At 69.2% G+C, this 15617-nt stretch carries 12 protein-coding genes and 1 tRNA gene; 2 read left to right on the top strand and 11 right to left on the bottom strand.

Annotation, left to right across the window (positions count from 1 at the left end; translation table 11 throughout):
• Positions 1–133: 133 nt before the first annotated feature.
• Positions 134–2719, bottom strand: a complete 2586-nt coding sequence (locus RN729_RS04265; RefSeq protein ID WP_310782439.1) for a prolyl oligopeptidase family serine peptidase — start codon at positions 2717–2719, stop codon at positions 134–136.
• A complete protein-coding gene (locus RN729_RS04270) occupies positions 2716–3315 on the bottom strand; it encodes a hypothetical protein (RefSeq protein WP_310782440.1) in 600 nt (199 codons plus the stop codon). The genes RN729_RS04265 and RN729_RS04270 overlap by 4 nt, the downstream gene beginning before the upstream one ends.
• Before the next feature lie 153 nt (positions 3316–3468).
• On the opposite strand from RN729_RS04270, the gene RN729_RS04275 reads away from it, so the two are divergent.
• Positions 3469–3542 (top strand) — tRNA-Arg (locus RN729_RS04275).
• A 54-nt stretch (positions 3543–3596) separates the two neighbouring features.
• On the top strand, positions 3597–4073 hold the full coding sequence (locus RN729_RS04280) for a YbaN family protein (protein ID WP_310782441.1): 477 nt from the start codon (positions 3597–3599) through the stop codon (positions 4071–4073).
• Positions 4074–4080: 7 nt separating this feature from the next.
• Here RN729_RS04280 and RN729_RS04285 read toward each other — a convergent pair whose 3' ends face one another.
• The 9 genes from RN729_RS04285 to RN729_RS04325 form a co-directional block, all read right to left on the bottom strand.
• Positions 4081–5469, bottom strand: coding sequence for a pyridoxal-phosphate dependent enzyme (locus RN729_RS04285; RefSeq protein WP_310782442.1), 1389 nt, complete (start codon positions 5467–5469; stop codon positions 4081–4083).
• An 83-nt stretch (positions 5470–5552) separates the two neighbouring features.
• Complete coding sequence (gene mmuM, locus RN729_RS04290) at positions 5553–6524, bottom strand: homocysteine S-methyltransferase (RefSeq protein ID WP_310782443.1); 972 nt, start codon at positions 6522–6524, stop codon at positions 5553–5555.
• Positions 6521–7486: an MBL fold metallo-hydrolase gene (locus RN729_RS04295; RefSeq protein ID WP_310782444.1), complete on the bottom strand. Its 966-nt coding sequence runs from the start codon at positions 7484–7486 to the stop codon at positions 6521–6523. Before RN729_RS04295 ends, mmuM begins: the two co-directional genes overlap by 4 nt.
• 5 nt (positions 7487–7491) lie before the next feature.
• Complete coding sequence (locus RN729_RS04300; RefSeq protein ID WP_310782445.1) at positions 7492–10743, bottom strand: hypothetical protein; 3252 nt, start codon at positions 10741–10743, stop codon at positions 7492–7494.
• 121 nt (positions 10744–10864) lie between these two features.
• Entirely contained in the window at positions 10865–12760 is a 1896-nt protein-coding gene (locus RN729_RS04305) for a CocE/NonD family hydrolase (protein WP_310782446.1), read from the bottom strand.
• A gap of 22 nt (positions 12761–12782) precedes the next feature.
• Entirely contained in the window at positions 12783–13967 is a 1185-nt protein-coding gene (locus tag RN729_RS04310) for an acyl-CoA dehydrogenase family protein (RefSeq protein ID WP_310782447.1), read from the bottom strand.
• Positions 13964–14230 (bottom strand): hypothetical protein, encoded by a 267-nt coding sequence (locus tag RN729_RS04315; protein WP_310782448.1) that lies wholly within the window; start codon positions 14228–14230, stop codon positions 13964–13966. The genes RN729_RS04310 and RN729_RS04315 overlap by 4 nt, the downstream gene beginning before the upstream one ends.
• Complete coding sequence (locus RN729_RS04320) at positions 14212–14556, bottom strand: hypothetical protein (RefSeq protein WP_310782449.1); 345 nt, start codon at positions 14554–14556, stop codon at positions 14212–14214. Before RN729_RS04320 ends, RN729_RS04315 begins: the two co-directional genes overlap by 19 nt.
• A 24-nt stretch (positions 14557–14580) precedes the next feature.
• Positions 14581–15615, bottom strand: a complete 1035-nt coding sequence (locus RN729_RS04325) for an isocitrate/isopropylmalate family dehydrogenase (protein WP_310782450.1) — start codon at positions 15613–15615, stop codon at positions 14581–14583.
• Between the last annotated feature and the right edge of the window lie 2 nt (positions 15616–15617).

Raw genomic sequence — 15617 nt, forward strand, 5'->3', positions numbered from 1 at the left:
AGCGGACGGAAGCCTCCGGAGCCGCGTGGCTTCAGCTCCCGCCACCGGTATCCGTCCGCCTCGACCCAGGGGCCGGGCTCCGGCGCCCCGCAGGCCGAGGCGAGCAGGGCCGCCGCGAGGAGGGCCCGTGTGTTCAGCCACCCTCCCCGTTGGGCGATGCGCCGTTGGCCGATGCCCCCTGGCCGCCGCCGATCACGCGCTCGAACAGCTCGTAGATGCGCCGGTATTCATCGGTCCACGACGAGGGCTCCACGAACCCGTGGTTCTCCACCGGATACACGGCCATCTCCCAGTTCTCCTTCCCCAGTTCTATGAGACGCTGGGCGAGGCGCACGACGTCGGAGAAATGCACGTTCGTGTCGTACATCCCGTGTGCGATGAGGAGGTGTCCCTCGAGCCCCTCCGCGAAGTAGATGGGCGAGGACTGGCGGTACGCTTCCTCGTCCTCGTGGGGGAGGTTGAGGATGCGGCTCGTGTACCAGTGGTTGTAGTGCGCCCAGTCGGTGACGGCGCGGAGCGCGCCGCCCGCCGCGAAGGACTCCGGCGCGGTGAAGAGCGCCATCAGCGTGATGAAGCCGCCGTACGAGCCGCCGTAGATCCCCATCCGGTCGGGGTCGACGCCCTCCTCGCGGACGAGGTACGCGGCGCCGTCCACCTGGTCGGAGAGATCCCAGCCGCCCATGTGACGGTAGATCGCCGTGCGCCAGTCGCCCCCGTATCCGGCGGAGCCGCGGTAGTCGATGTCGAGCACCGTGTAGCCCTGGGCCGCCAGGAAGTGGTGGAACATGTATTCCCGGTAGTAGTTCGACCACCAGTTGTGGACGTTGTGCAGGTATCCCGCCCCGTGGACGAAGATGACGCCGGCCCCGTTGGGTTCGACCCCGAAGTCGGCCGGGCGGTAGATGCGGGCGGGCACGGGCACCCCGTCGCGGGCCTCGAAGTGCACGATCTCGGGCCTGAGCCAGGGGAAGCCGAGCCACGTCTCGGTAGGGGAGGTCGTGACCTGGGCCATCGCGGCGCCCGGCGCGGCGTCGGCGAGGTAGAGTTCGGGTGGCCGGTTCGCGCGCGAATGGAGGACGGCGAAGCGACGCCCGTCGGGCGATGGCGTGACGGTGAACGAACCCTCTCCCTCGAGGAGTTGAACCCGGTCCGAACCATCGAACTCCATGCGCCACGGATGCTGGTCGAAGGGTGACAACTCGCTCGTCTGCATCAGGAACGAATCCCATCCATCGGGAATCGTCACGCCGAGGACCTCCCACTCTCCGGCCGTGAGCGCCTCGCGGTCCCCGCCGTCGGCGTTGATCGCGTACAGGTGGGAGTAGCCGGTCTCCTCGCTCACGTACCAGGCGCGGGGCATCTCGCCCGCCGCCTCCGCCGGGAGCCAGCCGATGCAGCCCGCGCCCTGGAAGCCGAAGCAGGGGCCGCCGACCCACGCCTCGTCGTAGTGGGTGTCCAGCATCGTGAGCGCGCCGGTCGCCGCCTCCCAGGCGTAGAGGCGCCACGTCTTGTAGTCGTAATCGACCGCGAATACGAGCCCGTGCGAGCCGGAGTCGTTCCAGCCCGCGAAGCTCGCGACGGCGAGGCGGTCGTCGGATTCGGAGTCGCCCGCCTCGGATTCCGACTCCCCCGACTCCCCGGATTCCGCCTCCCCGGATTCCGGATCGGAGCCATCGCCGGTGAGGTCGAGCCAAGTGGCTTCGCCCGTTTCGGCATGGACCACGGCGAGCCTGGACTCACCCTGTTCGTCGCCCACCTTGGGCCGCATCTCGGTGTTCTCGGTGTAGCCGGACTCCGTGATCCAGAGGGGGATGTCGGTGCGCCGGCCGCCATCGTTGAAGGTGCCGCGGGTCGCGGTGACCGCGATCCACGTGCCGGTGGGATCGGCGACGAGCGACTGCGCGCGCTCGCCCTGCGCGAGGTGCAGGGTCTCGCGCTGTCCGGCCTCGCGGAGTTCCCGGCGCTCCTCGGCGCGCTCCTCCCGGATCTCCTGCACGCGGATGTGCTCGAACAGCTCTCGCTGCTGCTCTTCGAGGAAGGCCTTGTGTCCTTCCGCCTCGGGGTCTTCGGGCTGCTCCGGCCCGCCCACCGCGGTGAGCTGCCGGATCTCGCCGTCGTCGATGTCGAAGGCGAAGAGGTTGTTCCCGCGGCGGAAGAAGATGGAGGCACCGTCGCCGGAGAATACGGGACTCACCTCGGCGTCCTCGGTGTGGGTGAGCCGCCGGGTCGCGGCGCCGTCCCGCTCGATGAGATAGAGGTCTCCACCGGAGGACGTCACGCGCCAGCGGCCATCCGGGGACACGTCGCCCGGCGCCAGGGTGGGGCCGAGGCGCAGCTCTTCCTCGTCATCGACGCGCTCGGGCGTGCCGCCGGTCGAACGGACCCGATAGAGGGCGCGCTGCTCGTGCCACTCGGCGCCGCCCGGGAGCCAGCGGAAGTAGATCCACTCGCCGTCGTCGGACCAGCTCACGCCGACGGGCGCCTGCCCCACGTGCTCGGAGCCCCGCATGATGGACTCGAGCGTGAGCGCGAAGGTGTTGTCGCGCGCGGGGACGGGCTCGAAACTGGCCAGATTCTGAGCCTGGAGCGGCGGGGCCGCGGCAACCCACGCGGCGGAGACGGCGATCGCGGCGGCGGAGATCCACGCGCCTCCGCGTCCCGCGGGCCGGACGGGGATACGCCGGAAGACGGCGCGTTGGAACGTCGCAGAAGATTTCACGGGGCACCTCCTCCGTTCCCCGAGGGCAGATACTGTCCCGGGATCGGCAGGTCGGACCGCTCCGCGGCCCAGTAGATCGTGACGACGTACCAGCGGTCGCCATCGTGCATGAGCTGGATCGAGTTGATGCCGCGGGCGAACGGTTCGGGGTCGTCCGCGTTCCGCTTCGAGTCGTAGGTCGAGAAGGCGTGCACCACCGGGCCGAAGCGCTCCTCCGTGCGGGCGATCTCCCGCTCGAAGAATCCGTTCTGCTCGAGGAAGCCGCCCGCCTGTTCCGCGTATTCGCCCGGACTCCACACGCTGTAGCCGTGCTCGCCCTCCGGGGACCGGCCCGTGGGAATGAGGCGGGCCTCCGGGATGAACAGGGAGCGGAAGCGGTCCCAGTCGCGCGCCTGCCCGGCCGGGCCCGAGATCACGTCGTAGAGCGCGGTCAGGATGCTGTCCACCGACTCCACGTCGCCGGCATCGGCATCGGGCCAGCTCTCCGCCATGGCCACGTTCGGTCGGCCCTGGGCGAGCGAGGGAGTGGGCATCGCGAGCGCCAGGGGTCCGGCGGCCAGCGCGCCAAGGAGGAAGAGTGTGCGCAGTCGTCGCATCGTTCCGCTCCGGTTCTGGTGGAAGGCGTCCCCGAATCTAGCCCGGACCGGACGCCGGGTGCGACCCGGAGGCGACGACGCGGACCGTCGGGGCGGCCGCGTTCGGTTGCATCGGACGCGGGCCGCGTCTACCGTTTTCGGCTCGCGGCGCCCGCGCCCGTAGCTCAATTGGATAGAGCGTCTGACTTCGGATCAGAAGGCTGGGGGTTCGAGTCCTCCCGGGCGCATGATCCCTCGTCCGATGACCCCGAGAACGCCGAGCTTCGACGAACTTCACCGACATGAAGCCGAATCCGAACATGCCCCGGGGCCAGACGGCGACCCCTCCGCAGGCGGCCCAGTGCCCGGTCGATCACCGGGCTGCGGAGCGCGCCGCGAGGGCGCTGCCGGGTCCCGTGCGACGAGCCGTCTTCCTGGGCGTCGGGACGCTGAGCGTGACCGCGGGCATCATCGGCATCGTCGTGCCGCTCTGGCCCACGACGTGCTTCCTGCTTCTCGCCGCCTGGTGCTATGCGCGCAGTTCCCCGCGCGCGGAGCGCTGGCTGCTGGAGAACCGCGTGTTCGGACGCTACCTCACCGCATACCGGGAGCGCGGCGTGATCTCCACCCGCGTGCGGCGCGGCGCGACGATCTTCCTGTGGAGCGCGATCCTCGTCTCGGCCGTGCTGGCCGCCGGACACCTCTGGGTCGTGGCCCTCCTCCTCCTCGTCGCCGCGCTGGTCACCGCCCACCTCTACTCCCTCCCGGGAGAAGGCTGACCGTTCCTCAGGCGCTCTCGGCTCCCAGGGCTGAGATCAGGTCGGAGCGGGTGAGGATGGAGAGCGTGCCGTCTTCTCCCCGCACCAGCACGGCGGGCTGTTCTCCGCTCAACTCGTTCGCGAAGGCGTGCACGGGGCTTGAGGCCTCCACCACCGGGAAGGGCGGGCCCATGAGGTCGCCCACGAGGCGTGCCCGCGCGTCGGGGTCTCCCATGAGGAAACGCAGGATGCTCTGCTCGATGAGGCTCCCGACGACTTCTCCCCCCTCCATCACGGGAAGCTGCGAAATCGCGTGCTCCCGCATCGACGCGATCGCGTCGTCGAGCGACATGTCGGCCGGCGCCGACACAAGCGGCCTCTCGGTCGGGCGACGTGCGACTAGCGCGCCCGCGGTGAGGGTCTCGCCCTCGTCCAGGAAGCCGTGCTCCTGCATCCAGACGTCGTTGTACACCTTCCCGAAGGCCCGGTAGCCGCCGTCGGGCATGATCACGACGAGCACGTCGTCGTCCGAGAGCGTCTCCCGGTTCGCCTCCATCCATTGGAGCGCGCCAGCCATCGCCATGCCGCACGAGCCGCCGAGGAACATCCCCTCCTCGCGCGCGAGACGGCGGGTCATGAGCATCGACTCCCGGTCCGTGACGCGCACGTAGTCGTCGACGAGGTCGAAGTTCATGTTGCCCGCGAGGATGTCCTCCCCTACTCCCTCCGTGACGTAGGGATAGATTTCATCCTCGTCGAACTCGCCGGTGTGGAAGTACTTCCAGTAGACGGAGCCGAAGGGATCCACGCCGATGATCCGGACGCCGGGGTTCCGTTCCTTGAGGTAGGCGGCGGAGCCCGAAATCGTGCCGCCGGTGCCGGAGCCGACGAAGAGGTGCGTGATCCTCCCCTCCGTCCCCTCCCAGAGTTCCGGGCCCGTCGTCCGGACGTGGGCCGCCGTGTTCGCGGGGTTGTCGTACTGGTTCATGTAGAAGGAGTTGGGTGTCTCCTCCGCGAGCCGGCGCGAGACCTGGTAGTAGGAGCGAGGATCCTCGGGGTCCACCGCCGTGGGACAGACGATGACCTCCGCTCCGAGCGCCCGCAGGATCGCGATCTTCTCGGGGCTCTGCTTGTCCGTGGTCGCGAAGATGCACCTGTAGCCGCGGGCGATAGCGGCGAGGGCGAGGCCGACGCCGGTGTTCCCGCTCGTCCCCTCGACGATCGTGCCGCCGGGCGCGATCTCTCCCCGCGCCTCGGCGGCCTCGAGCATCGAGATCCCGATCCGGTCCTTGACGGAGCCGCCGGGGTTGAAGTACTCGAGCTTCGCGAGGACGGTGCCGGGCAGGTGCGCGGCGAGCCGGTTCACGCGCACCAGCGGCGTACCGCCGATCGTACCCAGGATGTCCTCGTGCCACATGGCGATGTTCGCTCCTCTACCGGATCAAGCCCGGGGAAACCTTACGGGCCACGGTGACCCGGCGCCAAAAAAAGCTCTGTGCGTCAGCGCACCGCATCCGCGCGGATGGCGGCGATCTCGGCGGGGCCGACGCGGCAGCAGCCACCGACGCCGTCGGCGCCCTCCCGCCGCCACTCGGCGGCGCTCCGGGCCCAGTCCAGCGGGGTCGCGGGGCCTGTCCAGCGCTTGGCTTCCGCGTCCCATTCCTCCCCCGAGTTGGGATAGACGAGGATCGGCTTTCCGGTCGCCCGCCGCGCCGCGTGGATGAGCGGCGCAACAAGGCGCGGATCGACGCAGTTCACGCCGATCGCGACAACGTGGGGTTCGGCCTCGCACAAGGCGACGGCGGTCTCGAACGGCGCGCCGTCCGCGAGGCGCGCGCCGTCGCGGCACTGGAAGCTGATCCACGTCGGGCGATGGGAGACGGCCGCGAGCCGGCAGTAGGCGCGCGTCTCCTCCACGGACGGCGTCGTCTCGCAGGCGAGGACATCGGCCTCCGTCTCGGCGAGGACCTCCCAGCGCGGGGCGTGGAAGTCGTACAACTCAGCCGCGGAGAGGCCGTAGTCGCCCGTGTACTCCGATCCATCGGCCAGGTAGGCCCCGTACGGCCCGATGCTCGCCGCGACGAGCGGCGGCGGGCGGCTCGCGGGCGGCTGGCCGGCGGGAGGCAGGTCGTCGGGGTCGGGCGCCACACTGCCGCCGAGGAAGTCCGCGCGGGCCGAGATGGCCAGGTCGACGGAGTCGCGCAGGAGGCGGGTGGTCGCCGCCGCGTCGAGCCCCCGGGACGCGAAACCCTCGAAGGTCGCCTGGTAGGTCGCGGTGGCGATGCAGTCGGCCCCCGCCTCGAGGAAGCGGCGGTGCGCGGTGCGGATCGCCTCCGGCGCCTCGATGAGGGCGCGGGCGGACCACAGGGGATCGTCGAGGTCGCAGCCCAAGGCCTCGAGTTCCGTCGCCAGGCCCCCATCGAGCACCAGGAAGCCCTCCCGCTCGATGAAGTCGCGGATCGGGTCGGTCAACGCGGGTCCGGGCCGACCATGATCGAGAACCCTTCGAACACGAACTCGACCCCGCCGTCCCGCAGTCGGTTGCCGACGGCGATGCCGTCGAACATGGCTTCCACGGCATCGTGCAGTTCGAGCAGCCGCGAGGGCTGCGCAACCGGCGTGTTGTGGGCCGTGAACAGCGTGGTCAGGTCGGGTGCGAGCTCGGCGAGCCGGGCCACCGAGGTCCGGTACGCCTCCAGGTCCGTCTCGGGCGCGAACAGCCAGATCGGGCCCTCGTAGAAGGAATCGCCGGTCCAGAGGAACCCGGCTTCGCGGTCGAGGAGGGCGATCGCGTCCGGCGTATGGCCGGGGACGGCGACGACCTCGAGCGTGCGTCCCCCCAGATCGATCCGGTGTCCGTCGTCGATGAAGGCGGAGATCTCGAAGGCGGGCGTGTGGTAGTTGTCTTCCGTGATCCCCGCGGGCAGGGGCCGGCAGACCGCGCTTCCGGCCACTTCTCCGCGCACCTCGGCGTTCGTGCGGCCCCGGGCGTGCGCGCGGGTGAACTCGGTGTCCAGGGCGAGCACGCGCTCGAACTCGGCGTTGCCCCCGACGTGGTCCATGTGCGTGTGCGAGTTGAGGACGGTCACGGGCAGCGCCGTGAGTTCGTCCACGATGGTGCGGATGCGTCCGATCCCCATGCCCGTGTCGAAGAGGAGGCCGCCCTCCTCACCCAGGATCAGGTAGGAGATGACCTCCTGGAACTGAAACGGCTCGTAGATCGCGTACACGCGCGGGGCGACGCGATACACCTCGAACCAGTCATCCGTGACTTCGACGCGCTCCAGGTCAGCGTATTGCCCGCGGGGCACGTTCGAGCAGAACCCCGCCGTCGCGGCGCGCGACTCGGGCGCGGGCTCACCGCCGGGCGCGCAGGCGAGCGCCCCCCCGGCCAGCGCGCCCGCGGCCGCCAGCCGGAGGGTCGCCCCGCGCACGTCCGCTATCCGTCCTCGGTGGTGATGACGCGGCCCACCCGTGCCTGGAGCATCCGGTTGAACCCGGCGAGTTCGTCGGTCAGCACCGCCTGCAGCCGCACCTCCACCTCGTCGATCATGTCGCTCAGCATCTGCGCCACCTCGGCGTGCTGGTCCGTGGGCGGGAAGTCGGCCGTCCCCACGGTACGCTGGAGGTAGGAGAGGCGGGCGCTGATCATCGCCGGCCAGCGCACCCCGTCGGACCCGGTGTCCTTGAGTTGCACGAGTTCGCTCTCCACCTCGATGAGCGACTCATCGAGCGCCTCGCCCGCCTCCATCACATCCTCCGCGTCATCCGCCGCCTCGAGCACCGGGCGCAGGTCATGGATCTGCCGTCGCAGGAGTTCGATCTGGTTCACGGCATCCGCGAGGCGGTTACGATCCTCCACGATGTCGTCGAGCAACGCCTTCTGGGCCAGGATGTCCGCCATCGACCCCTCGGAGTTCGGGTCCCGGAGGACGGTCAGTTGCTGCGACCCCGCGTCCTCACCGTCCACGACGAGCGTGACCGTGTAGGTGCCCGGGGGCTGCCTCGGTCCCCCACCGCCCCCGAAGAAGAAGCCGCCCCCAGCCTGCCGCGAGACCTCGGGCATGGGCATCCAGTCCGCGAACTGCGGCTTCGTCCGGTAGAGAATCGGCTTGGCGTCCGGGCCCCGGAAGTTCCACCACACGCGGTTGAAGCCGTCGTGGTTCGTCCCATCGAGCGTGGCCAGCGTCTCGCCATCCGAGTTTTCGACCCGCACCTGGACTTTGCGCCCTTCCCCGTCCGCAAGCCAGTAATTCATCGACGCGCCGTTGGGCGGGTTCTCGCCCACCGACCAGTCCTCATACATCACTTGCGGTTCGGCGATGTCGTTGAAGCGGTACGCGTCGCGCGGCGCGAACAGGTGGGCTTCGGAGGCCGCGACCTCGGGCGTAAGTTGCTGGACCGCGCTCAGGTCGTCGAGAATCCAGTAGCCGCGCCCGTACGTCCCGGCCACGAAGTCGTTGAAGTGCTCCTGGATGATGAGCCCGTAGTACGGCGACGGGGGAAGGTTCGGCATGAAGAGTTGCCAGCTCTCGCCGTCGTCGTAGCTGATGTAGACGTTCGTCTCGGTGCCGAGGTAAAGGAGCCCCGGTCGTACCGGGTCCTCGAGCAGGTAGCGGGTGTAGTCGACGGGGTAGTTGTCGACGCCGTCGGTGATCTGCGTCCATGTCGCCCCGAAGTCGTCCGTCCTGTAGGCGCGCGCGTCGAAGTCGCCGACCTGGTGGTGCTCGATCGTGATGTAGGCCTTCGCGACGTCGTAGCGAGAGGCGTCAATGCTCCGCACGACGCCGTCGGGAGGCAGGTTCGGGATGTTCGCCGTGACGTTGGTCCACGTCGCGCCGTCATCGCGGCTCACCTGCACGAGACCGTCGTTCGTGCCGGCCCAGAAGACGCCTTGCTCGATGGGCGACTCGTCGAAGGCGTAAATGACGCAGCAGAACTCGACGCCGATGTTGTCAGGGGTGAGCCCGCCCGAGACCCCCATCTTTGAGCGGTCGTTCGTAGACAGATCGGGGCTGATCACCTCCCAGCTCTGGCCCCGGTTGCGCGTGCGGTGCACGTGCTGGCTGGTGACGTAGATCGTTTCGCTGTCGTGCGGGGAGATGAGGAGGGGGAAGGTCCACTGGAAGCGGTAGCGGACATCGCTCGCCGGACGTCCGCGCGTCGATTCCGGCCACACCTCGACATCGCGGAACTGGCCGCGCTCCCTGTCGTGGCGCACGACGATGCCGCCGACGGCACCCGACCCCGAGGCGCTCGACCACACGATGTTGGGATCCGTGGGATCGGGCGTGGCGAAACCGCTCTCGCCTCCGCCGACGGTCCTCCAGTCGCCGCGCGGAATGAGTCCACGGGCCCAGAAACCCGTGTAGCGCGTATTCGACGGCCCGTGGTAGGAGGGCCCGTCCTGCCGGTTCCCCATAACGTTGTACGGGATCGCGTTGTCCACCGTGACGTGGTACATCTGCGCAATCGGCAGTTGCATGCGGGACCAGGACTTCATGCGGTTCTCGGTGATCGCGACGCCGCTGTCGCCGCCAATGAAGATCCGGTCCGGGTTCTCCGGATCGACCCAAACATCGTGCAGATCCCAGCCCGGGGCGGCCGGGTCGCCTCCCGGAGGGCCGCCGCCGAGGAAGTTGAACATCTCGTACGTCGCGCCTCCGTCGCGGCTCACGCTGAAGCTGGACGAGAGGAAGTAGAGTTCGTCGCGATCGCCGGAGGAGACGCCGCAGCGCGTGTAGTAGGCCTGCCGCGTCGCGAGGTTGTGGCTGTAGTTCACGAGGCGCCATGTGCGGCCGCCGTCATCGCTGCTCCACAGCTCGCCGGTGTCGGTCTCGTACCCCTCCATGGGGACGCCGTCGCTCGTCTCGATGAGGGCGTACACGCGGTCGGAGTCCGAGTGCGACATGCAGACGGCGATCTTGCCGAGCGTACCGGTCGGAAGCCCGTTGCCCTGGAGTTCGGTCCAGGTGTCGCCGCCGTCCATCGTGAGGTGGAGACCGCTCCCCGGCCCGCCGCTGTCGCGTTTCCACGTCTTGAGATCGATGTCCCACATGGTGGCGAAGATCTTCCGCGGGTTCCCGGGATCCATGACCATGTCGTAGGCGCCCGTCCCGCGGTCCACGAAGAGGATCTTCTCCCACGAGGCGCCGCCGTCCGAGGTCCGGTACACGCCACGCTCGTCGGATTCCGCGTAGGCGTGGCCGAGCGCCGCCACGTACACGATGTCCGCGTCGTGCGGATGGATCAGGATGCGGCCGACGCGGCCGGTCCCCTCCAGCCCCATGTGGGTCCAGGTCTCGCCGCCGTCCGTCGACTTCCAGACGCCGTTCCCGATCGAGACGTTCGAGCGGATCGAGGTCTCACCGGTCCCCGCCCACACGACCGCGTGGTCGCTCGGGGCGACGGCGAGGGCGCCGATGGAGTGCACGGGCTGGTCGTCGAACACGGGCCGCCAGTGCAGGCCGGCGTCGTCCGTCTTCCAGATCCCTCCGGTCGCGGCGCCGGCGAAGTACGTGTTGCGGTCCCCGGGGACGCCGGCGATCGAGGAGACGCGGTTGCCGACGGGGCCGATGTGGCGCGCCCGCAGCCCCTCGTACTGCTCGGGCGTGAGTTGCTGGGCCGCCAGCGGCGCGGCGGCCGCGAGCGCGAAGGCGAGACTGATGGAGAAGCGGCGAACGTTGGACATGGCTCTCTGCCTCGTGAAACGGGTCGTTTGAGCGACGAAACGTGCGGCCCTGGACGGATGCGGGCCAGAGCCCGCGGGACCGGAGACGGGCCGGGGGCCCCGCCGGCGGCTCCCGTCGCCGCTAGGAACCCGTGGCGACGGGAAGTTCGACGCTCGACGGATGGGTCGCGGAGCGGTACACGCGCACGGTCGGCGGGTCCTCCGACACCTCCTCCGCGTTGTCGCGATCGGCGCCCATGACCGTTACGCGCAGGCGATGGCCCGCGTTGAAGACGGTCGAGGTCGGGTGCAGGTCGAGCCGCAGTTCGGCCGGCTCTTCCGGAAGCGGTTCGACATCGCTCGCGTAGCTGCGCTGGAAGGGGAGACCGAGGTTCTCCCACGGTGCTTCCGCGAGCGCGCGATGCGAGGCGCGCAGCACGCCCTCGGTCACGTAGCGAGAGGATCCCTCCGCGTCCACTTCCTCAAGCAGCACGAAGAAATCGGCGTCCCGCTTCGACGAGGTCACCCACAGCGTCACGACCGGATGGCCCGTGACCGTGAGGTCGGACTCCAGCGGCGGCGTCGTGTAGGTCAGCGACTTCGCGTCCGTGTCGCGCAGGTCGGGGTACACCATCTCCGGCGCGGCCCCGACGGCGTTGTCCCAGCGGCTGGAGGTCCCGGTGGTCGTCGAGAGATCGACCAGGTACTCGTCGAACGCGGTCTCGACCGTCGGCGCGTCCGGCGAAAGACCACCGTCGTTGACCGATGCGACGCTCCCGCTCGTCCCGGGCGCGAGGAAGAGGCGTTGGCTCGTCGTCTCGGGCGGCCACGCGTCGGCCGATACCCAGCGCCAGTCGCCGGGATCGTTCATGACGGCGTAGTGGATCGGCGCCTCGTCGAGCACGCCGTTGTCGATGCCCTTGAGCCAGTAGTCGAACCAGCGGTGCTGCTCCACCGCGTACAGTTCGATGCGTTCGGCCATCAACCCGGGATCGGGCATGCCGGAGTGGGACCAGGCCCCGATGCCCAGCTTCTGCGGCCCGCGGTAGTTCGCGAACCAGAGCGTAGCGTCGGTGACGAAGATGTCGTACCAGCCGTTCCAGTGGTACGCCGGAATCCCGGCCTCGAGCACGTCTTCGAGGACGCCGCTGGGTCCGTGGCGCTCCCACGCCAGTTCGGGCGCCGCATGATCACGATAGCGCCCCGCGCCGTATTGCTCGAGCACGTCCCAGTTGTCCTCGTGCTCCTCCATCGCCTGCCGCAGGAGCACCCCCTCGACATCCTCGTCCACCGCCGGGGCCGGAATGGAGACGTCGAACTCGCGGGTCAGGCCGCCCCAGTGCCCGATGAGGTCATCCCGGTACACGCCGCCGGGATACATGAGATCGTACATGTCGAGGGCCGCGACATCGGGGAAAATCGCCTTGAGCGCCGACGGATTGCGGGACGCGGCCATGTACTGCGTGATCCCCAGGTAGGAACCGCCGTACATGCCGACGTTGCCGTCCGACCAGGGCTGCGAGGCGAGCCACTCGATGAGTTCGACCGCATCCGTCGTCTCCGACTCCGAGAACAGCCCCTCGTAGCGGCCGAAGGAGGCCCCGCTCCCCCGCACACCGGCCGCCGCCACGACGTAGCCGTGGAGGACGAGCCGCTGGAGATCCTCGTTCGCGTCGACCTGGGAGCGGATGTCCGGGGCCGGGTCCAGGTCCGGCGCGATCACGCGGATGATCTGGCCCGGATGGCGGTGATAGCGGGAATGCGTCCACACGACCGGCAGGGGCTTGCTCTCGAGCACGCCCCCAAGCGCCGGCCGGGTGACCTCGACCGCCAACCGCACGCCGTCGCGCATCTCGACGTAGCGGGACGTGGTGACCCAGCCGTCGAACCGGGGCTCGCTGTACCCCTCGTAGCGGCCGAACTCCGACACGCGGTCGGTCGCCTCTCCTTCGGCGCCGTCGGCGCCGGGCTCGGCGACACACGCCACCAGAAGTATGGGGAGAACGCCGGGGAGGAAGCTGGCGGCGGTGTTCCTCATGTCGTCTCGCTTCCTGCTCTCTTCAGTTGTAGGCCGGGAGTCCCGTGGCGTCGTGTCCGAGGATCAGGGAATGGATGTCGTGGGTGCCCTCGTACGTATAGACCGACTCCAGATTCGCCATGTGACGCATCGAGGCGTATTCGGCGAGAATCCCGTTCGCGCCGAGCAGCCGCCGCGACTCGCGGGCGCACTCGCACGCCATGTTCACGTTGTTGCGCTTCGCGAGCGAGACGTGCTGCGGCCGCATCGTGCCCTCGTCCTTCATCCGGCCGAGCCGGAGGCAGAGAAGCTGCGCCTTCGTGATCTCGGTGAGCATGTCCGCGATCCGGACCTGCTGGATCTGGGTCTGCGCGATCGGCGTCCCGTCGAACTGCACGCGGTTCTTCGCGTATTCGACCGACTCGCGATAGCAGCCCATGGCGGCGCCGACGGCCCCCCACGAGATCCCGTAGCGCGCCTGCGTCAGGCACTTCAACGGGCTCTTGAGCCCCCCGCTGGCCGGGAGGACGTTCGCCCGCGGCACCCGCACGTCCTGCAGGACGAGTTCGGAAGTGTCGGACGCCAGGAGGGAGAGTTTCCCCTTCTGGTCGCTGGCGGAGAAGCCGTCGCGCCCCGTCTCGACGATGAAACCGCGGATCGAGCCGACGTCGTCCAGTTCCCCGGTCTTGGCCCAGATCACCGCCACATCGGCCATCGAGCCGTTCGTGATCCACATCTTGGCGCCGTTGAGGACCCACTCGTCCCCGTCCTCGACCGCCCGCGTGATCATGCCGCCGGGGTTGGAGCCGAAGTCGGGCTCGGTGAGGCCGAAGCACCCGATGGACTCGCCGCTCGCCATCCGCGGCAGCCACTCGCGCTTCTGTTCTTCGGAACCGAAGGCGAAGATCGGGTACATGACGAGGGCGCCCTGCACGGAGACGAAGGAGCGGAGGCCCGAGTCCGCCCGCTCGAGTTCCTGCATGATGAGGCCGTAAGCCACGTTGTTTAGGCCGGCGCAGCCGTACTCCTCCGGGAGGTTCGCCCCGAAGAAGCCGAGTTCGCCCATCTGGGGGATGAGTTCCCGAGGGAACGTGCGTTCGATGTAGTGGTGGCCGATGATGGGCAGGACCTCCTGGTCCACCCACTCACGCACCAGATCCCGAATCGCGATCTCCTCTTCGTCGAGGAGCGCATCGAGATTGAAGTAGTCGACACCCTCGAAAGTCATTCGCGAGTTTCTCCGGATTCCGGGCAGCGCGTGGCTGCGGGGTGAGGGACGGCGGACGAATCCGCGCGGAAACAATGGACGCCGAGCGCGACGCCGGCGGCGGCCAGGAGGATGCCCGCGGCGACTCCCGGCCAGCCGTACACGTGCGCGTTGATGACGAGGACGATCCCGACCATGGTGGCGAGCGCCGCGGCCGGAAGCCCCAGCACGGTCCGGATGCCGGCGCGCCTGCCGGGCCGCGCGCCTATCGGCCGAGCCGCCATCGGGTGTAGCCCTTCACGACCTCGCGGCCGATGCGGAAGCCGAGATAGTACGCCGCCACAAGCGGCAGGCCCCACGCGTACGCCGGCAGGAAACCGAGGTCGGGGGAGGTGCGGAGCCAGATGACGACCCAGACGGCGAACGGCAGCGTGATGCTCGCGGCGACGACGTGGCGCCCGCGCCGCATCCGCCGCTGCATGCGGGGTCCGCAGGCCTCGCACCAGTCGTCGCGGTGCAGCTGTCCCTTGGGGAACATCTGGCCGCAGGCGCCGCACATCACGCCCTTGAAGTGAAGCTCTTCCATCCGCTCGCGCTCCGTGCCGATCATTCCGCGCCGGTCGTTCCGCCCCGGTCATTCACCGGCGGCATCCAGTCGTTCGATCACCGCGCCGGCGAACTCTGCCGTGCTCGCGGAACCGCCGAGGTCCGGGGTATGGGCGGCGCCGTCCTGCAGCGTCCGGTGCAGGGCGGCGCGGATGCGCGCGGCCACCCCGGGTTCATCGAGGTGGTCGAGCAGGAGGCAGCCCGCGAGCAGGAGGGAGGTGGGGTTGGCGATCCCCTTCCCCGCGATGTCCGGCGCGGATCCATGCACCGCCTCGAAGATCGCCGCCCGCTCGCCGAGGTTCGCGCCCGGCGCGAAGCCGAGCCCGCCGATGAGTCCGGCCACCTGATCGGAGAGGATGTCGCCGAACATGTTCTCGGTCACGATCACATCGAAGCGGTACGGATCCAGCGCCAACTGCATCGCCGTTGCGTCCACGATCTTGTCGTCGAATTCCACCCTTCCCTCGTACTCGGCCGCGACGTTGCGCCCCACCTCGAGGAAGAGACCCTGCGTGTACTTGAGGATATTCGCCTTGTGGACCAGGGTCACGAGACGCCGGTTGTGGGCGAGCGCGTACTCGAACGCGAAGCGGACGATGCGGCGCGACCCGTAGCGCGTAATGAGCATGACGGATTCGGCGACGGCGCGGGGGTCGTTCTCCATCCCGATGAAGTGCTCGATCCCGGCGTAAAGGCCCTCCGTATTCTCCCGCACGATGACGAGATCCACGTCCGGATAGCGGGCGGCCGGGAGAAGGGTGACTGCGGGACGGACGTTCGCGTAGAGATCGAAGTGCTTGCGGAGCGCGACGTTTACGGACCGGAAGCCGGAGCCGATGGGGGTCGTGAGCGGCCCCTTGAGCGCGACGCCGGTCGCCTCGATCGATTCGAGCGTCGCCTGCGGAAGCGGCTCTCCGACCGTTTCCATGGCGGTGACGCCGCCGAGGCTCTCGCGCCAGCGGATGGGCGCGCCCGCAGCCTCCAGGATCGCGACGGTGGCTTCGGATATCTCCGGGCCAATGCCGTCGCCCGGGATCAACACGACGTCGTGTAGCGGTTTCATCG

The sequence above is a fragment of the Candidatus Palauibacter polyketidifaciens genome, assembly GCF_947581785.1.
GTDB classification, from domain to species: domain Bacteria; phylum Gemmatimonadota; class Gemmatimonadetes; order Palauibacterales; family Palauibacteraceae; genus Palauibacter; species Palauibacter polyketidifaciens.